The organism is Bdellovibrionota bacterium (assembly GCA_035292885.1).
Taxonomy (GTDB): domain Bacteria; phylum Bdellovibrionota_G; class JALEGL01; order JALEGL01; family DATDPG01; genus DATDPG01.
In genome coordinates this window covers 1-15,668 of the sequence record DATDPG010000084.1, presented here as the reverse complement: position 1 = coordinate 15,668, position 15,668 = coordinate 1, and the positions used below count along the sequence as shown (strand labels likewise).

Sequence of the window (15,668 nt, the reverse complement as noted above, 5' to 3'; positions counted from 1 at the left end):
CACGCCAAGTTCGTTGACCGACTTCATCGTCCCCCGTATTTTTGAACCGTTGCGCCTTCTGGCTAAGACGCTGATTCCTCTCTTTGGACTCGTTTCCGCTCTCACCTCCTTCTCCGCTCAAGCGGGAATCATTCTCGATTCGACTCCGGAGGCGTCGCTTACGTTTCCGAAGGGGGACGGTTATGTCGGCTTCGACACGCACTATCGTCTCTCGGACCAGTTTTTCGATTCCAGCGGTTCGCTCACGAGCACTTTCCCCGACGGGGGTACCGAACGGTTCCACGACGTTCAGTTCACGATTGAATCGGCCTATGGTCTGACCAACGAGTTAACGATCTGGCTCAACTTTCCGTTGGCCTACCGCATGGAGACCGATCTGTTGCGGGTCGACACCTTCGGCCTGGGAGACGTGCGCGCGGGAGTTCATTACCGTTTTTGGGGAGGGCCGGAAGAAGTGCCCGAAATGGCGTTCGGCGTGTTCGGGAAATTCCCGTCCGGCGGCACCGCGATCGGATTCTCGGATCCGACGAGAGGTGTCGAACCCGATCTCCCTTTGGGTGACGGAAGTCTCGACCTGACTCCCATCTTCTTGGCGAAACAGCACTTGGCCCGCACGTTCTCTCTCGAAGAGGCGGTCTCCTACACCTTCCGCTTTGATTCGTTGGTGGAATATTTGCGCACGGACCCGGTCTCTCAAACAGCGCCCGACGGGACGATCTATAGCCTCCCGGTGGGGAATCTGGAAATCGACTGGGGCGATGAAGTCGACCTTCGATTGCGTCTCGCTTGGAAGTTTTTGCCCCCTCTGACATTGGCCGGCGAAGGGCATTACTTTTACCGGCGATCCACGGAGCTCCGAGGGTTCGCTCTTTCCGTCATCAATGGATCGCTGGCGGCCACGCCCGCCTCTACATCGCTCAGCTCCGGTTACGTGGTCTCCGTCCGACCGAGTCTCCTGTGGGAATTCGGAAAAGAATGGGCGCTTCGCGTGGCCGCTGAAATTCCACTGAAGGGAGAAAGCTATCCCAACATTCCCCTCGTCGAGTCGTTGGTGGGCAATGCGTATCAGTGCGAGGTCCGCCATGCTTTCTAAAGGGATCCTCGCCTGGCTTGTCGTAGGGACGGTCGCGATGCCGTCTCCGGCACAAGCCTATAATTATCCGGAAATCGAATGGAGAACGGTCGAAACCAAACACTTCATTATTCATTATTACCCCCAAGTCGAATGGAGTGCGCGAAAGGTCGCCGTCGTGGCGGAGGAAGTTTATCCGATCGTCACAGGGATCTATGACTACGAGCCGAAACACCGCACACATATCGTGGTCCGTGACGACGAGGACACGTCGAACGGATTTGCCGTCTTTAATCTCGGCTGGCTTACAATCTGGGCGTCCCCCTCCACTCTTTCTCTTCGCGGCCGCCACGACTGGATACGCGGCGTCCTCACGCACGAATTCAGCCATGTCGTGTCGCTTCAAGCTTCGACCGGAGGAGGTTACCGGATCGAAGGACTCCGCTTCGGAGGCATCCACAATTCCGCCAGCCGCGCCAACACCGACGCCGGCGGCACCGCTTACGTATTGACCCAACCGGGCTCCCGATGGTGGGCGGAGGGTACCGCTCAGCTCGACACATCGGCGGCCGGATACGATCTCTGGGATTCGATGCAAGACACCCTCCTTCGATCCGCCACGCTGGAGAACAATCTTCTGACGTTCGACGAGTTGCACAACATCACCGTCCGCGAACACTTCGGCGGCGAGATGGTCTACAACCAGGGATTCAATTTCCTTCAATGGATGAAGGAAACCTATGGCCAAGACGCCAACGTGAAAGTTACGAAATCCGCCGAGAGCGACTGGAATCTCGATTTTGACAAGAATTTTTCCAAAGCGATCGGCAAGAGTTTTCCCGAACTCTATGCCGAGTGGCAAAAGCATCTGAAGGAAAAGTATGAAACTCAAGTCGCTGAAATCCGAAAGGCACCCAAGGAGGGGAAGAAGATCGAACGGGTCAGCGAAACCACGCTCAGAAAACTCGACGACCGCGACCGCCCTTACGCCGACGGCGTTTTCACGTTCTATCCCCGTTTCTCGCCGGACGGCCATTGGTTCAGCGTCGTGGACCGGGGGACGCTCAGCCTGCGGTATTTGGACAGCCCGTTCATTCTCGAAACCCCGCGAAACGAGGAACAGGAGAAGAAGGAAAAGAGCAAACCGATCGGCCTGACGCTGAAGTTGGGCGCGGCGTATTACAGCTGGTCCCCCGACTCGCGACAGCTCATCCTCTCCAAGCGATTACCCAACATCCATAACGGGTATCCGTACTATGACCTCTTCCTGGCCGAATTGGGGCCCCTTTCGAATCTTCGCGCCGAATATCTGGCCTCATTTCGAAAAGCGGCGACCGAAGGAGAACGAAAGAAGATCACGCGGCATTACCGATGGCAGAGGCAGTCCCTGCATATCGAGCCGGACCGCCTCACCTCGAAGCTCCGGGCCACGCATGTCGCCTGGTCGCCCGACGGCAAGAGCCTGGCTTTCTCCGACAACGGGGACGGACACCGGAACTTGCGCCTCATCGATCCGGATGGGAAGAATGTTCGAGATTTGGTCACGATCGGCGGCGATGCCGAAGCGACCGAACCGGCTTGGTCCCCGGATGGATCGAGCATCGCTTTTACGCTTTTCCATCACGATCAATCCGACATCTGGATCGTCCCGGCGGCGGGAGGGACTCCTAAGCCTCTTACGCTCGACGCCGCCGACGATCGGCAACCCGTTTTTTCCGCGGATGGAAAAGAAATTGTTTTTTCATCCGACCGGTCCGGCATCTTTCAGCTCTATCGCATCCCCATGAACGCAAATCCTTCGACGTCGCCGACGGCAGTGACGAACGTCGAAACCGGAGCGTTCATGCCGTTTGCACCGCCCGACGGATCCGAGCTGCTCTACTCGCGTTTCAGTTCGTTCGGGTTCAAAGCGTATCGAATCGGTATGGGTTCCGCTCCTGCCGCCGAAATCCCGGCCCCGGCCGAAGGCGTGGAATCCAAGATCCGGCAGCAATTGACACCCGATCAAACCTTCCCTCCGCTGGACCAGAGTTCCCGATATTTGGGATGGCCGCGACCCGTCCGCGTCTTTCCCTCGCTTCTTTGGGAACATGAGCAGCTGAAATTGGGGTTGGCTCTTCAGGCCGCCGATTTCCTTGAAAAACACAGCCTGACGGCCTTGGCGCTTTTCGGCGAAGAGCAGGACTACCAAGTCCAATATGAAAACGACATGTTTTATCCGCATATTTCGGCGAGCTATACGGCGTACATCCGAAACGACGCCCTCGCCCTGTTCGGCGGCACCGGAGCGAGTAACGCGCCGGAATCGGTCGTCCGGGACAACATTCAGTTCATCGACAGCGGAGTTTCCAAGGACTTCTTCTTCGCTCACGGCCTCCGCGGCACGCACTGGTTTTCGATCGCGTACGACCGGCGTTGGGTCGATCGCCGAATCGGATTTCCGATTCTCGTCAACAACGAAGTACTCACGGACTTTCGCCTCCTCACCAATGATGGAATGACGATGAAGTGGTCCTATAGCAAAACCCCCTCCCAGCCCGGCCGAGATTTCGACATCAATCCGCGGGACGCGACGTACGCTTCGCTTTCGTATTCGCTGGTCCACACCGGTCTTTTCGTTCCGGACGCGACGATTCCCGCGCCGAACGACGACTATTTCTATCACGAGGGAACGTTTTCGCTGGGCCGCTACTACGCCATGCCGTGGGAAAAATCCTGGTGGAACCGTCACACGTTCTGGGTCAATTTCACGGGAGGAATGAAGTCGCGCGACGTGAACATCAACGACGAATTCTTCCTGGGAGGCCGCCTCAACTTCCGCGCCTTTGGGGAAATCAGCAGCAACACGCTCTTTTACGGATACAACGATTTCAGCATATCGGGCGAAACGATGATGGTCCTATCCGCCGGATACACCTTTCCGATCGCCCGGGCCATCGACAAGAAATGGGGATGGATCTACTGGGACAGCGTCTTCGGAAGCCTCTTCGGCGAGATCGGAAACGCCTGGACGTTCGGAGAAATCAAGAATTTTCGGCAGAATACGACGCGTGACTCGGCACTGGGGCAAGGCGAGGTCTTTTTGGAAGATATCGGTGCCGAATTCCGGATCAAGACGTTCTTGTTTAACGACTTCAACCGATGGAACAGCGTCGTGCGCGTGGCTTACGGTTTCCAGGATTCCGCCAAGTACGGCTTCGAAGACGGAGATTCACCCGTCCGCATTTACATCGGCGTCGGCTCGGAATTTTAGGGCCTGAATTTGACTTGAAACTCACCCCTAGTTTCGGTATATACTGATAATGAAGTTCGAGTGGGATTCGAACAAGGCTTCCTCGAAATGAAACATACCGAAGAATTCCCGTTTGAAAGAGCTAGGCGAGTAAGCTCGGCTGAAGTTCGTGCCGCTCGGAAAGCGATAGAGGAGAAGCTTGGAATTAAACGAAAAAACCGCGGCCGCCCTCCTAAAGGCAAATCGGAGAAGTATCGAGCAGTATCCATTCGGCTGCATCCAAAAGTCCTGGCATGGGTGAGGCGCGAAGCGAAACGACATGGCCTCGGATATCAGTCGCTGATTAATGAGATTCTCTTACAACTCGCAGCGTAACCGAGTGCACTAAGCTTTTTTCCAGAGACACTTACTCGACGGTCACGGATTTTGCGAGGTTGCGCGGCTGATCGACGTCGGTGCCGCGCTTATCGGCGATCTGGTACGCCAGGAATTGAAGCGGAACGACTTCAACGATCGGACGGATGAAGTCGCCCACCTTCGGAATCGAGATGGTCGCGGTCGAAAGCTTTTGGATCCGTTCGTCCCCTTCGGTCATCACGGCGATGATGTTGCCCCCCCGAGCGCGCACTTCTTCGAGATTGCTGACCATCTTGGAGAGCGTGGGACCGCCGCTGGCCAGAACGACCACAGGCATATGTTCGTCGATCAATGCGATCGGCCCATGCTTCATCTCGCCCCCGGCATATCCTTCCGCGTGAATGTAGGAAATCTCTTTGAGTTTGAGCGCCCCTTCCAGGGCGATCGGATAACTCGATCCCCGGCCGAGATATAGAAAATGTTCCGCCTCAAAGAAACGATCCGTCACCCGAAGCGCGTCTTCGCTCGATTTAAGCGTCTGCTCAATCACCAAAGGCAGGCCCAACAATGTGTGGACATGGTCCCGAATCTCCTTCCGGTCGAGCGTGTTTCGACGTTTCGCCAGATAAAGAGCGAGAATGGCCAGCGCCACCAACTGCGTCGTAAACGCTTTCGTCGAAGCCACGCCGATCTCGGGGCCGGCGTGCGTGTAAAAAACGTGATCGGATTTCCGGGGGATCGAGCTGCCGACGACGTTGCAAACGGAGAAAATCTTCGCGCCCAGTTTTTTGGCTTCATCGATCGCGGCCAGCGTATCCGCCGTTTCGCCCGACTGTGAAATGGAAACGAAAAGAACGCGGTCATGAACGCAGGGGCGGCGGTAACGGAACTCCGATGCCAGATCGACTTCCACCGGAATCCGCGCCAGTCCCTCGATCCAGAATTTGGCCACCAACGCCGCATGGTAGGACGTGCCGCATGCGACCAATACGATCCGCTCCACGTTTGCGACATCGGCGTCCGTGAATTCGGTTTCGTCCAAGACGATATGGCCGTTCCCCTCCGTCAACCGCCCACGCAACGTGTCGATGATGGCGCGCGGCTGCTCGTGAATCTCTTTCAGCATGAAATGCTTGAAGCCTTCCTTCTCGGCCATGACCCTCGACCAGGTGATATGCGTCGGTTTCCTGGGGACCGTTTTTCCGGAGAAATCCATGATCTTGAAACTGTTCTGGGTAATCACGGCCACGTCGCCGTCTTCCAAAATCGCGACGTCCCGTGTGTGACTCAACAAGGCCGGAATATCGGAGGCGACAAAATTTTCGTTTTTTCCAATTCCGACGATCAACGGACTCGCGTTTTTGGCCGCGATGATTTTCCCCGGTTCCGCACTGCTGATCATCACCAGGGCGAACGTGCCTTCAATCTCGGACAGAGTGGTCAGCACCGCCTCTTCAAACGAGAGTCGGTTTCGAAGATGGTATTCAATCAAAAGGGGAATTGTCTCGGTGTCGGTCTCGGATCGAAAGGTGAAGCCCGCTTCAATCAATTTTCCGCGGAGCTCCATGTAGTTCTCAATAATCCCGTTGTGTACCACGACCACATGTTCCGAACCGTGGGGGTGGGCGTTTTCGTCCGAAGGCTTTCCGTGCGTCGCCCAGCGCGTATGGCCGATGCCGATGGTCCCCCGGAGATCTTGCCCGGCGACCTTCCTTTCGAGCTCGGCGAGCTTGCCTTTCGACCGTTCCAAAGCAATCGCTCCGTCGTGCAAAACGGCGATCCCCGTCGAGTCGTACCCTCGATATTCGAGACGCCGTAAGCCGTCGATGAGAATGCCGGCCGCCTGCCGATTGCCGACGTATCCCATGATTCCGCACATTTTCTCAGTCCTCCGTCCCGACCGTCGTGTTCGATCCGATGACACTCCCGGTCCCGATTTTCACGCGAAGAAGGCGAACGTTTCGTCCGATTCGCACCCCCTCATCGATGTCGCATTCGACCAATTCTCCGCCGGCCCCGATCTCCGCCGAAGATCCAACCCGCGTATGCCCTCGAAAGCGGGTCTGCCCTCCTACCACCGTATCCGGCCCGATTTCAACCTCCTGTTCGATGATCGTGGACGCCGGATCCTCAAGCGTGACACCACTCTTGAGGAGATCGAGCGCCTTATTCTCGTAAAAGATGTGAGAAACCTCGGCTAGACTTTCACGGTCGTTGATTCCTATGACCTGAAAGTTGTCCCGGATTCGGAACCTCCCCACGCCCTTTCCCTGCTTCTTCGCCATGTCCACGAGATCGGTCAGATAATATTCCTTCTGTTTGTTGGTCGGTCGGAGAAGCTTGACCGAGCCGAACAAAAATCTAGCGTCGTAAATTCCGATACCCGTGTTGACCTCATAAATTTCCCGTTCTTCATCCGTCGCATCCTTTTCCTCGACAATTCGGGCGACGGAACCGTCCGCATCCAAAATAATCCGACCGTATCCGGTCGGGTCATCCATCTCGGAAGTCAAGAGCGTAACGGCATTCTTGGAGGCTCCGTGGACCATAATCAACCGGCGGAGCGTCTCTTCCCGAATGCCCGGAATATCCCCATAGAGCACCAGGATTTGTCCGTCGAAACTTCGGAATACGCCCGCCGCACTTCGAACGGCATCGCCCGTTCCCCGCATTTCCGCCTGACGCACCCAATGAATTTTGGACCATCGCGAAAACGCCCTGCGAACTTTTTCTCCCTGATGGCCGATGACCACGGCAACTTTAGACGGCTGAAGGCGCCGCGCAGAGTCCAAGACGTACTCCAGCATCGGCCTCCCCGCGACCAGATGAAGCATCTTATTTTGGCGAGACTCCATCCGCGTGGCCTTGCCCGCCGCCAGGATGACCACGCCCAACCTCCTCAAATCAATCCGTTTTTTCATGTGCGTGCCCCTGCATTGTAGAGCGCTTGAGGCGCTTGAAAAGCTATTCGTAAGTTCTTATGATTACGTGGAGTTTTGGCCGTTTTTGCTGCATAGCATAAAGGACAGACCACCCCCCACATGCCGTACCGATACCCGGTAAAGTTTGGAAAATACCTTCTCACGCGCCGGATTGCCGTGGGCGGAATGGCCGAGGTTTTCAAAGGGAAACTGGTCGGCATCAAGGGATTTGAAAAAACCGTCGCCGTCAAACGGATCCTTCCCGAGTTCAACGAGGACGAAGAATTCGTCCAGATGTTCGTCGACGAGGCGCGGATCTCATCGAACCTTCATCACGCGAACATTATTCAGGTCTTCGATTTCGGTGAGATCGACGATTCCTACTACATGGCGATGGAGTTCATCGACGGACCGAATCTAAAGAATCTTCTTCAACGAACATTGAAAGACAAAGGGCGCCTCCCCCGCGAACTCGCCGTATACATCGTGATGCAAATCGCCCGCGCGTTGGATTACGCCCATCAGGTTCGAATCGACGGCAACGAGGTGCTCAATCTGGTTCATCGCGACGTGAGCCCCCAAAATATTCTGGTTTCCCGCTCAGGTGAGGTCAAAATCACCGACTTCGGCATCGCCAAGTCCGCCATCAAACTCTCGCGCACGCAGCCGGGAAAGATCCAGGGGAAGTTCAGTTACATGTCCCCGGAACAGGCGGCGGGGCAGCCGCTCAACCATCGGTCCGATATTTTTTCCCTCGGTATCATCGCATTCGAATTGTTGGCCGGCATTAAGCTTTACGCCTTGGAAGACACCGTCAAACGATACCGACAGGTGCGGGAAGCGCGCGTCCCGAGGCTTGGAACTCTGGTCCCTTCCCTCCCGGCCCAGTTGGAGTCCCTCGTCATGCAGATGCTGTCGAAGGATCCCTCGGACCGTCCTCAGACGTGCGGTGAAGTCATCGAGCAGCTTTCCGAATTCTTAAACGGCAAAAGTTCCGAGCAACTGGCCGTCGAGCTCGGCCAAATGATTCAAGATCTCTTTCCTCCGGAAAAGAGCGATTCGGGGGTCGGGCGACGAGTGGAAGCGATGCTTTCGGGCGGCGAACTCCCCGGCGAACCGGGAACGGCGGTTCGTGACGACCGAATCAAAGGTCTCGAAATGGACCGGGGTTGGTCGACGGCGGTTCCGCGCAGCGAAGTGACACAACCGGCCCGATCCACCGGATTTTCGTCGATGCGCACGATTACGTTCGCCGTCGTCATGCCGATCTTGGCCGCCGCCGCCTACGCTTTCTATCTGGACCGGAAGGAACAGCGAGTGAAGGAAGTCACTCGCGTCGAAGAAGCCATTCCAACGACCACGGCAACGGCGGAATCATCCTCCACGCCGCCGCCACCCACGCTTTCGGCTTCCACTCCCACATCGTTTCAAAAGACCGATGTCGCCCTAGACAAACGAAAGCAAAGAGAAGTGGATACGCGACTACAGCAACTCGAGGACGAAGTGGTGGAGGCCAAAAAAGAGGCTGCGGTGGCCGAACAGAAGCTCGCCAAAGTCGAAAAGGGACTCGACAGGGTGGCCGCACCCAAGCCGCCCTGTCCTGAGGATATGGTGTTGATATCGGCCGGAACATTCTTATTCGGCTCCGATGCGACCGATCAGGATCGAAATCATCTGGTCGAGCCGGAGGCAAGCGCAATCCCGATCCAACGGTTTTGTGTCGACAAATATGAGTTCCCAAATCGGAAATCCGCTCCACCCAAAACAACCGTGAAGTGGGCCGAGGCTCAAGCGCTCTGCACGAAGGAAGGGAAGAGGCTTTGCACGCAGGAAGAATGGGAGCGCTCCTGCAAAGGCCCGAACACGTCCAAGAGACTGAATCACAAATATCCGTATGGAAACCTCTGGGACCCGAACAAATGTAACACCGAAACCAGCACGGAACTGACGACGGACGAAGAGGGTAAGGCCGCGCCTTCCGGAAAGTTCTCGGCCTGCATGTCCGCTGAGCAGGTTTTTGACCTAAGCGGCAACGTCGACGAATGGACGGCCAGCCGCGGCCGTTTCAACAACGACAGCCGTGTCTCGCGAGGAGGTTCGAGCAAGCGACCCGGTTGGGCCAGCCGTTGCACGTCGATCCGTGAGCTGCGGGAGACAACGGCGGAGCCCGACGTCGGCTTCCGGTGCTGCAAGGACGCGTCGTAAACTTTACACACTCATCCTTTAAGAAGCGGCGGCAGGCTCCGGTCGCGGCAGTATCCCCCAAGATCATGCTCGTTCCTGCGCGTGATCTGGGTGCCCCTGCCGCGCCACCCGCCGTTGCCCCTTGAACGTATATGCGTAGTTTAGTTGAAGAATCGACGGGCAATTTCGCGTTTAATGTAAGATAATCTGGGAATGATTCGGGCGACGTTGCTAACGCTTTTGTTTTTCGTGAGTTCCGTTCAGGCAGCGACGGTGGTGGTCTTGCAAGGAAACGAATCGCCGTTCGGGAAGAGATATTTTTGCGGGTTTTCGTCGTCGGCCACGGAGCACCTGTCCGCATTCCAATACGACGCCAAGAAATCGAAAGCGATTTTTCAGCAAATTCAAAAATTGGCCCCCGACATCGTCTTTTCGATCGGCGAAGTGGCGGTCAAGGATCTGGCGGAACGCCTTCGGGCCACGCCCATCATCGTCAGCGATTTCCATGCCGGTGACGCAGCCAAGCGGGCCAACGTCGTGTTGGTCGAAAGCGACCTCCCCATCGGAGCCGGCCTTACACTCATGACGGCCATCTTCCCGACCAAAAAAACGGTGGGAACGATCTATAACCCGAAAATCTCCCAGAGCTCGCACGACGACTTGGTGGAGGAGACCGGCAAGCTCGGTCTGCGCCTCGCGTCTCTCAAAGTGGATTCGCCGCAGGAAGTGCAGGCTTTCATCAGTTCGTTCGAAGGGAAGATCGACATGTTTTATTGGCTGCACGACTCCACGACGTCGGTCGAACCGGCCCTTTCCGAGATCTATACGTTCGCGGAGCGGCACGGCGTACCGGTCATTTCGTTGGACGCTTCCCATGCGACCAAAGGGGCGCTTTTGTCCGTATCCGTCGACCCGTTTAAGCTTGGAGAGCAGGCCTGGAAGACAGCGGCGGCGATTTTAAAGGATGGGAAGATTCCGCAGATGCCGATCGGCGTTCAGCCGGGACAACTGACGGTGTCGATTTCTTTAAAGGCGGCCAGCAAATTCAACATCGACGCGAACGCTTTAAGCAATTTCTTGCAGCAGGGCGCGAAGCTTGGCTACTCGGTTCGGGTGGAACCTTAGGGTACTTAATGCTTTGTCATTTAGGTCGAACCTTTTCCAAATCCTCCAGAACTCTCCCGAATTGCCTCCAAATAACTTTGAACTGCATCTCTGGTTGAGTCTGTACGCTTTTCCAAGCTGATTCGAGAATCGCCGTGTTAACTTCATTGGCACGTTCGTCCAGCGAAATGGGTAATTCTGTTTTTCTCTTTGCAAAGGTTGTTTCAATCGCCTTCCAAAGACGACTTGTGCTTTCACATTTAGGAAACAAGAGCACCAGGTCATAAAGATCCTTGGCTCTTGAATTCGCGGAGCCTCGGTCAAAAAACGTCTGTAGTTTTTCAGAGAATACATATTCGATCGGATATACGCGCCACGAAATAGGGATGCATTGGGGGAGGATAGAATGCATCGTTACTCGTTTAACTCCCGTAATCTTGTCTCCAAATCCGACATCGATGTGGATTCGCGATAGTTTCCTGATCTTGTTCGGGTTCAGGGGTGGATCGCCGATTTGGAAAGCGCATGAGGATCGAATTCCGCCGTATTCACCTTGGTCCACTAAATCTTCGTGCTCGAAGGCCCCGTACCAGAGACCATCGTCGAGGTCCACTGCGAGCGCTTCGGGAAGGAGTTTGGAGACATCGGCTTTGTTGAACCCTTCGGCAAGTGCATCGAGATCGCGTGTAAAGCGCGAGGTGTCGGTTGTTTTCAAGAGCACGAAGCCACCTTTGAAGATGAGGTGTTCGTTAAGTTTCTTATGATTGGTCAGACGAGCAGCGGCTCTTTCCAGCGCTAAAACGATCCGAAGCTCGTTCAAACTCAGGCCAGATGAAGAATCAGCAATCGTCTTTAGTGCCTTTGCAATTTGTCTGGATGTCGCTGCTCGGGTCATGCGAGAGCTTCAATATACGATTTTATACGATGATCCACGCCGAGCTTAACCGCCGTATCCATCACTTTTCCCAGAGTTGTTTTCTTATCTCGTATTGCACGGCGAAGGGCTTCAATTCCAATCTGACCCCCGATGATCGCACGGTGGATTAGGGCATCCACGAGAGTTCGTTCCACGGAGGTTATGTGAAAAGGTCCAATTTTCTCAATTTCAATTTTCCATTCCGGATTTCGTGTTCGAAGGAGACGGATGTCCTTGTATTTCGTCCTTCGGTCAGCCGGAACCATAACCCAAGTTTTTCTCGGAATGATATCCGTGAGGTCATAGTAGGCGAGAGCAGAAATGAGACAAATCGCACATGGAGCGCCGACTCTCATGGCGACCGATTGGAAGATATGGTCGTCGGAGTAGTCTCCAACGGGAGCTCGGTACCACCCGCGCGCGATCCGCTCCCATTCGCCCGATTCAGTCTTCTTCTGTAGGGCGTAGCGGGAAATCCCCATTTTAGCGACCTCCTCAGCCGAGAAGGGTACTGCGTGATGAGAACTTTGTTTTGTCTTCGACATTTACATAAGGTGCCACAATTATGTTTTCGTGTCACCTTATGTAAATAGGACGAATGGACAAGCGGCCGGCCGATTCAGCATCGACGCGAACGCCCTAAGCAATTTCTGGCAGCAGGGCGCGGAGCTCGGCTATTCGGTTCGGGTAGAACCGTAGATCGTTTGGGTCACTTCGTCCCTTCGTCGGCTTACTTTGCTTCGCCACCTTTTACTTCGACGGTGGTACCGGTTTTAACTCGAATCTCCAAGATGGCATAAAAGCGATGGCCGCCTGCGGTCTCTTCTGCCTTAACCACATTTCGGCAGCCGACGGAAACTCCCTTGTACTCACCGTCCGGAAGCTTTGGCAGATCCTCCTTTAGTTCCTGAGACGATGTGTCTATTTTCCCGGCCTGATTGAAGCCGTGAAATTCGATCTCTTGGAGGCCGTGAACGTCAATTTCACCCCCCTTAGGTGCCTTGAGGATTAAGTAACAACCATGCTCGTGAGAAGAACCTCGATACTGCATAATGTCCTGCACAATCCCCGGCGTTTTCTTGTCCAATGTAATACTTAGGTCCGTATAGACATCCGGGCGGAAAGGCAGCGGATCGTGACTCAACCAGGCCGGATGAGGGAATTTGATCGGTTCGTTCGGGAGGAAGTCATTTCGGATGTCCGTTTCCTCCGCGACGTCTGGAAACTTGAGTTGGTATTCCTCAGAAAACGCATCCAGCAGGCCGAGTGTCGGCTCCTGTTTATCAAAAGTAAACATCGCGTCCTGAACTGGCGCTTTTTTCATACTGAGCGCTATTTGACGCTGGCCGTCCGAAAGAATCATCTCGAGCTTTCCCGTTCCACCGTGATCGACAACTTCTTCCATCGAGAGTGGATTGGGCAATTCGGTAAGGTAGAGGGGCGAAGAAATTAAACCAACGATCTTTTTTGAATCTTCGGCCGGCTTGAACACCCGAAGGAAGGATTTCGGGCTGAAGCTCACAGAAGGCGGCGTCGACGTCGGATCCATAGACACGGTAATAAACAAAACGACGGATTCCTTGTCCTTCTGAAACGCGAATTCTGCCTGCGATACGGAGCTTTTTCCGATTACGACGGGCACCACATCTTGACGAGGAGGTTCAGCCTTGGGTCCCGGCGCAGGCGGGTTTTCGGTCTTCGTTTGCTTTTTGGCGCCTCCGCATCCGATCGCGGCGACCATCATGAGTCCTAGGAATAGTACGAAAATTCGTTTCAAACGCTTATCCCCGCTTGCGCTCCTATTCACCGGTTCGCGTGGAACCATAACGGGATTTACGCTTTCTTTTGGCTCGAGGTCACGACGACCGTGCCGTCGACTTTCGTTCGAATTTCCGAGATCAGGTAAAGCGTGTAATCGCCACCCGTGTCCTTACCTAGAATTCGGCAGGCGACTTCCGGATTCTTGTATACGGTTTCCGTAATCGTCGAGATGCCACCGTCCATGACCCCTTCTTTGGAGGTATCGATCACGCCTTTTTCCTGATCGATCGCGTGAATTTCCGTCTCTTTGTCGTTAACCGTCACGACCAGAAAACAGACCTGTTTTTGCGTAGCCGCGGTCCAGAAAAATACACCGGGAACTACGCCTGGCTTCGACTTATCAAAGACAATCTTAATCCCTTTCAAATCGTCCGCAGCGGGCTGCTCGCCCTGAGCAACCTGCTTCTTTGTGAGCAATCCCGGAGACGGGAACTTGGGATCTTCGCGTGGAAGGTAGTCCGCCTTTACGTCCGTTTCGCCGGCCGTCTGAGAAACCGTCAACGTAATTTTGGGAGAATTAATGTTCAATTTCGCCGGTGAGGGGTCCTGCTTTGCATCTGAAAGCGTCGCTTCTTTTTCGTCTTTCGCTGAGAGCGCAATCCCCATCTGCTGATTGTCTGAGTCCGAAAGAATCGCTTTGAGAATTCCCTTTCCGTTCGATCCCGTGATACTGGTGACTTCTACGCCCTTTTCTAATTTGACGAGACCGTTCGCAGCCACAGCGTTGATAACGGCTATTTCTTTGTTCGATAAATCGGCGACAACCTTTTCCGTCGGTTTGAAAACTCGGAAATAGGAACTCCTCACAACGGCCGATGGCGCCGTCGTTGTGGGATCTGCGGACACGGAAAGATAGAAAACCCCGGTTTCTTTGTCTTTCTGAAATTCGAACTTTGCGTGTGAAACGGGGCTCCTCCCGATCACTTCAGGAACGACATCCGGCCTAGGAGGAGCGGGTTTAGGCTCTGGTCCGGGTCCGGGCGCGGGTGTTGTGGTCTCGGCTTTCGTCTGTTTCTTGACGCCGCCGCATCCGATCGCGGCGACTATCAAAACCCCGAGGAATACTGCAAAAAATCGTCTCATACACTTAACCTCTTCTGTGGGCCTATTAACACGACGCGTTAATCCCGTCAATCATGAATGACGCGATGAATAATTAAGCAAGCGTTGTGCCGCACGGAAAGTTTTATTTCGTTAATAGTTTCCGGGTGTTATATAGCTTCGACATGTTCAAATCAGACAGGGATGCCTCAATTCCGGGGCGTTGGGACCGCGGATTTCCTTTCCCAGCAACCGCCCCCTCTGCTAGGAGCGCACTGTGAGCCGAACGAACGACACCATGGAAAAGCTGGTCTCGCTCTGCAAGCGGCGCGGCTTCATTTTCCCGTCGAGCGAGATCTACGGCGGGATCAACAGTTGCTACGATTACGGCCCTGTCGGAGTTGAACTCAAACGCCGTGTGAAGGAATTCTGGTGGAAATCCATGACGCAACTGCACGACAATATCGAAGGGCTCGATGCGTCGATCCTCATGCACCCGCGTGTTTGGGAAGCCTCGGGGCATGTCGCCGGGTTCACCGATCCGCTCGTCGACTGCAAAGAGTGCAAAAACCGATTCCGCGCCGACCAGGTCGAAGGGAAGAAATGCCCTTCCTGCGGCGGCCAGTTGACCGAGGCCCGCCAATTTAACCTGATGTTCAAGACGTTCATGGGGCCGGTCGAATCCGAAGCGAACGTCGTCTATCTCCGTCCCGAAACCGCGCAGGGGATCTACGTGAATTACCAAAACGTTCTGACCTCCTCGCGGCAGAAGGTTCCCTTCGGGATCGCTCAGATCGGCAAAGCTTTTCGAAACGAAATCACGCCCGGAAATTTTACGTTCCGCACGCGCGAATTCGAGCAGATGGAAATGCAATTTTTCATCCGCCCGGACCAGGACGAGCCAACGCTGGAGTTTTGGAAGAAGGAAAGGATGTCTTGGTACGCAAAGCTCGGAATCAAGTCCGAAAACCTTCAGTTCCATCAGCACGGACCCGGCGAATTGGCCCACTACGCCAAGGC

The 15,668-nt window shown here is 54.9% G+C and carries 12 protein-coding genes; 6 read left to right on the top strand and 6 right to left on the bottom strand.

Annotated features, from left to right (window positions below; genetic code table 11):
• Positions 1-13 precede the first annotated feature (13 nt).
• The 3 genes from VI895_06705 (at position 14) to VI895_06695 (ending at position 4,679) form a co-directional block, all read left to right on the top strand.
• A complete protein-coding gene (locus VI895_06705) occupies positions 14-1,093 on the top strand; it encodes a hypothetical protein (protein ID HLG19491.1) in 1,080 nt (359 codons plus the stop codon).
• Positions 1,083-4,325, top strand: coding sequence for a BamA/TamA family outer membrane protein (locus tag VI895_06700; protein HLG19490.1), 3,243 nt, complete (start codon positions 1,083-1,085; stop codon positions 4,323-4,325). The genes VI895_06705 and VI895_06700 overlap by 11 nt, the downstream gene beginning before the upstream one ends.
• An 87-nt stretch (positions 4,326-4,412) precedes the next feature.
• Positions 4,413-4,679 carry a BrnA antitoxin family protein gene (locus VI895_06695; protein HLG19489.1) on the top strand — a complete coding sequence of 89 codons (267 nt, stop codon included), beginning with the start codon at positions 4,413-4,415 and terminating at the stop codon, positions 4,677-4,679.
• Positions 4,680-4,710: 31 nt separating this feature from the next.
• On the opposite strand, the gene glmS is transcribed toward VI895_06695, so the two are convergent.
• Positions 4,711-6,540, bottom strand: a complete 1,830-nt coding sequence (gene glmS, locus VI895_06690; protein HLG19488.1) for a glutamine--fructose-6-phosphate transaminase (isomerizing) — start codon at positions 6,538-6,540, stop codon at positions 4,711-4,713.
• A 4-nt stretch (positions 6,541-6,544) separates the two neighbouring features.
• Positions 6,545-7,582 (bottom strand): NTP transferase domain-containing protein, encoded by a 1,038-nt coding sequence (locus tag VI895_06685; GenBank protein ID HLG19487.1) that lies wholly within the window; start codon positions 7,580-7,582, stop codon positions 6,545-6,547.
• A gap of 120 nt (positions 7,583-7,702) precedes the next feature.
• Here VI895_06685 and VI895_06680 point away from each other — a divergent pair, with 120 nt between their 5' ends.
• Complete coding sequence (locus tag VI895_06680; protein HLG19486.1) at positions 7,703-9,787, top strand: bifunctional serine/threonine-protein kinase/formylglycine-generating enzyme family protein; 2,085 nt, start codon at positions 7,703-7,705, stop codon at positions 9,785-9,787.
• A 192-nt stretch (positions 9,788-9,979) separates the two neighbouring features.
• Entirely contained in the window at positions 9,980-10,891 is a 912-nt protein-coding gene (locus VI895_06675) for an ABC transporter substrate binding protein (protein ID HLG19485.1), read from the top strand.
• Between the two features lie 16 nt (positions 10,892-10,907).
• Here the strand turns inward: VI895_06675 and VI895_06670 are convergent, their stop codons facing one another.
• From VI895_06670 to VI895_06655, 4 genes are all read right to left on the bottom strand, one after another.
• On the bottom strand, positions 10,908-11,765 hold the full coding sequence (locus tag VI895_06670; protein ID HLG19484.1) for a nucleotidyl transferase AbiEii/AbiGii toxin family protein: 858 nt from the start codon (positions 11,763-11,765) through the stop codon (positions 10,908-10,910).
• Positions 11,762-12,331 (bottom strand): type IV toxin-antitoxin system AbiEi family antitoxin domain-containing protein, encoded by a 570-nt coding sequence (locus VI895_06665; GenBank protein ID HLG19483.1) that lies wholly within the window; start codon positions 12,329-12,331, stop codon positions 11,762-11,764. The genes VI895_06670 and VI895_06665 overlap by 4 nt, the downstream gene beginning before the upstream one ends.
• 185 nt (positions 12,332-12,516) lie before the next feature.
• A complete protein-coding gene (locus VI895_06660; protein ID HLG19482.1) occupies positions 12,517-13,278 on the bottom strand; it encodes a hypothetical protein in 762 nt (253 codons plus the stop codon).
• Between the two features lie 341 nt (positions 13,279-13,619).
• Positions 13,620-14,690 carry a hypothetical protein gene (locus VI895_06655; protein HLG19481.1) on the bottom strand — a complete coding sequence of 357 codons (1,071 nt, stop codon included), beginning with the start codon at positions 14,688-14,690 and terminating at the stop codon, positions 13,620-13,622.
• Positions 14,691-14,946: 256 nt separating this feature from the next.
• Here VI895_06655 and glyS point away from each other — a divergent pair.
• Positions 14,947-15,668 (top strand): glycine--tRNA ligase (gene glyS, locus VI895_06650; protein ID HLG19480.1); only part of this gene is annotated, 722 nt, incomplete at its 3' end.

Excerpts from the sequence above, each read along its gene's own strand:
- VI895_06675 (HLG19485.1), top strand. The coding sequence starts at position 9,980 with ATGATTCGGGCGACGTTGCTAACGCTTTTGTTTTTCGTGAGTTCCGTT.
- VI895_06695 (HLG19489.1), top strand. The coding sequence starts at position 4,413 with ATGAAACATACCGAAGAATTCCCGTTTGAAAGAGCTAGGCGAGTAAGC.
- VI895_06700 (HLG19490.1), top strand. The coding sequence starts at position 1,083 with ATGCTTTCTAAAGGGATCCTCGCCTGGCTTGTCGTAGGGACGGTCGCG.
- VI895_06685 (HLG19487.1), bottom strand. The coding sequence starts at position 7,582 with ATGAAAAAACGGATTGATTTGAGGAGGTTGGGCGTGGTCATCCTGGCG.
- VI895_06655 (HLG19481.1), bottom strand. The coding sequence starts at position 14,690 with ATGAGACGATTTTTTGCAGTATTCCTCGGGGTTTTGATAGTCGCCGCG.
- VI895_06680 (HLG19486.1), top strand. The coding sequence starts at position 7,703 with ATGCCGTACCGATACCCGGTAAAGTTTGGAAAATACCTTCTCACGCGC.
- glmS (HLG19488.1), bottom strand. The coding sequence starts at position 6,540 with ATGTGCGGAATCATGGGATACGTCGGCAATCGGCAGGCGGCCGGCATT.
- VI895_06665 (HLG19483.1), bottom strand. The coding sequence starts at position 12,331 with ATGTCGAAGACAAAACAAAGTTCTCATCACGCAGTACCCTTCTCGGCT.
- VI895_06670 (HLG19484.1), bottom strand. The coding sequence starts at position 11,765 with ATGACCCGAGCAGCGACATCCAGACAAATTGCAAAGGCACTAAAGACG.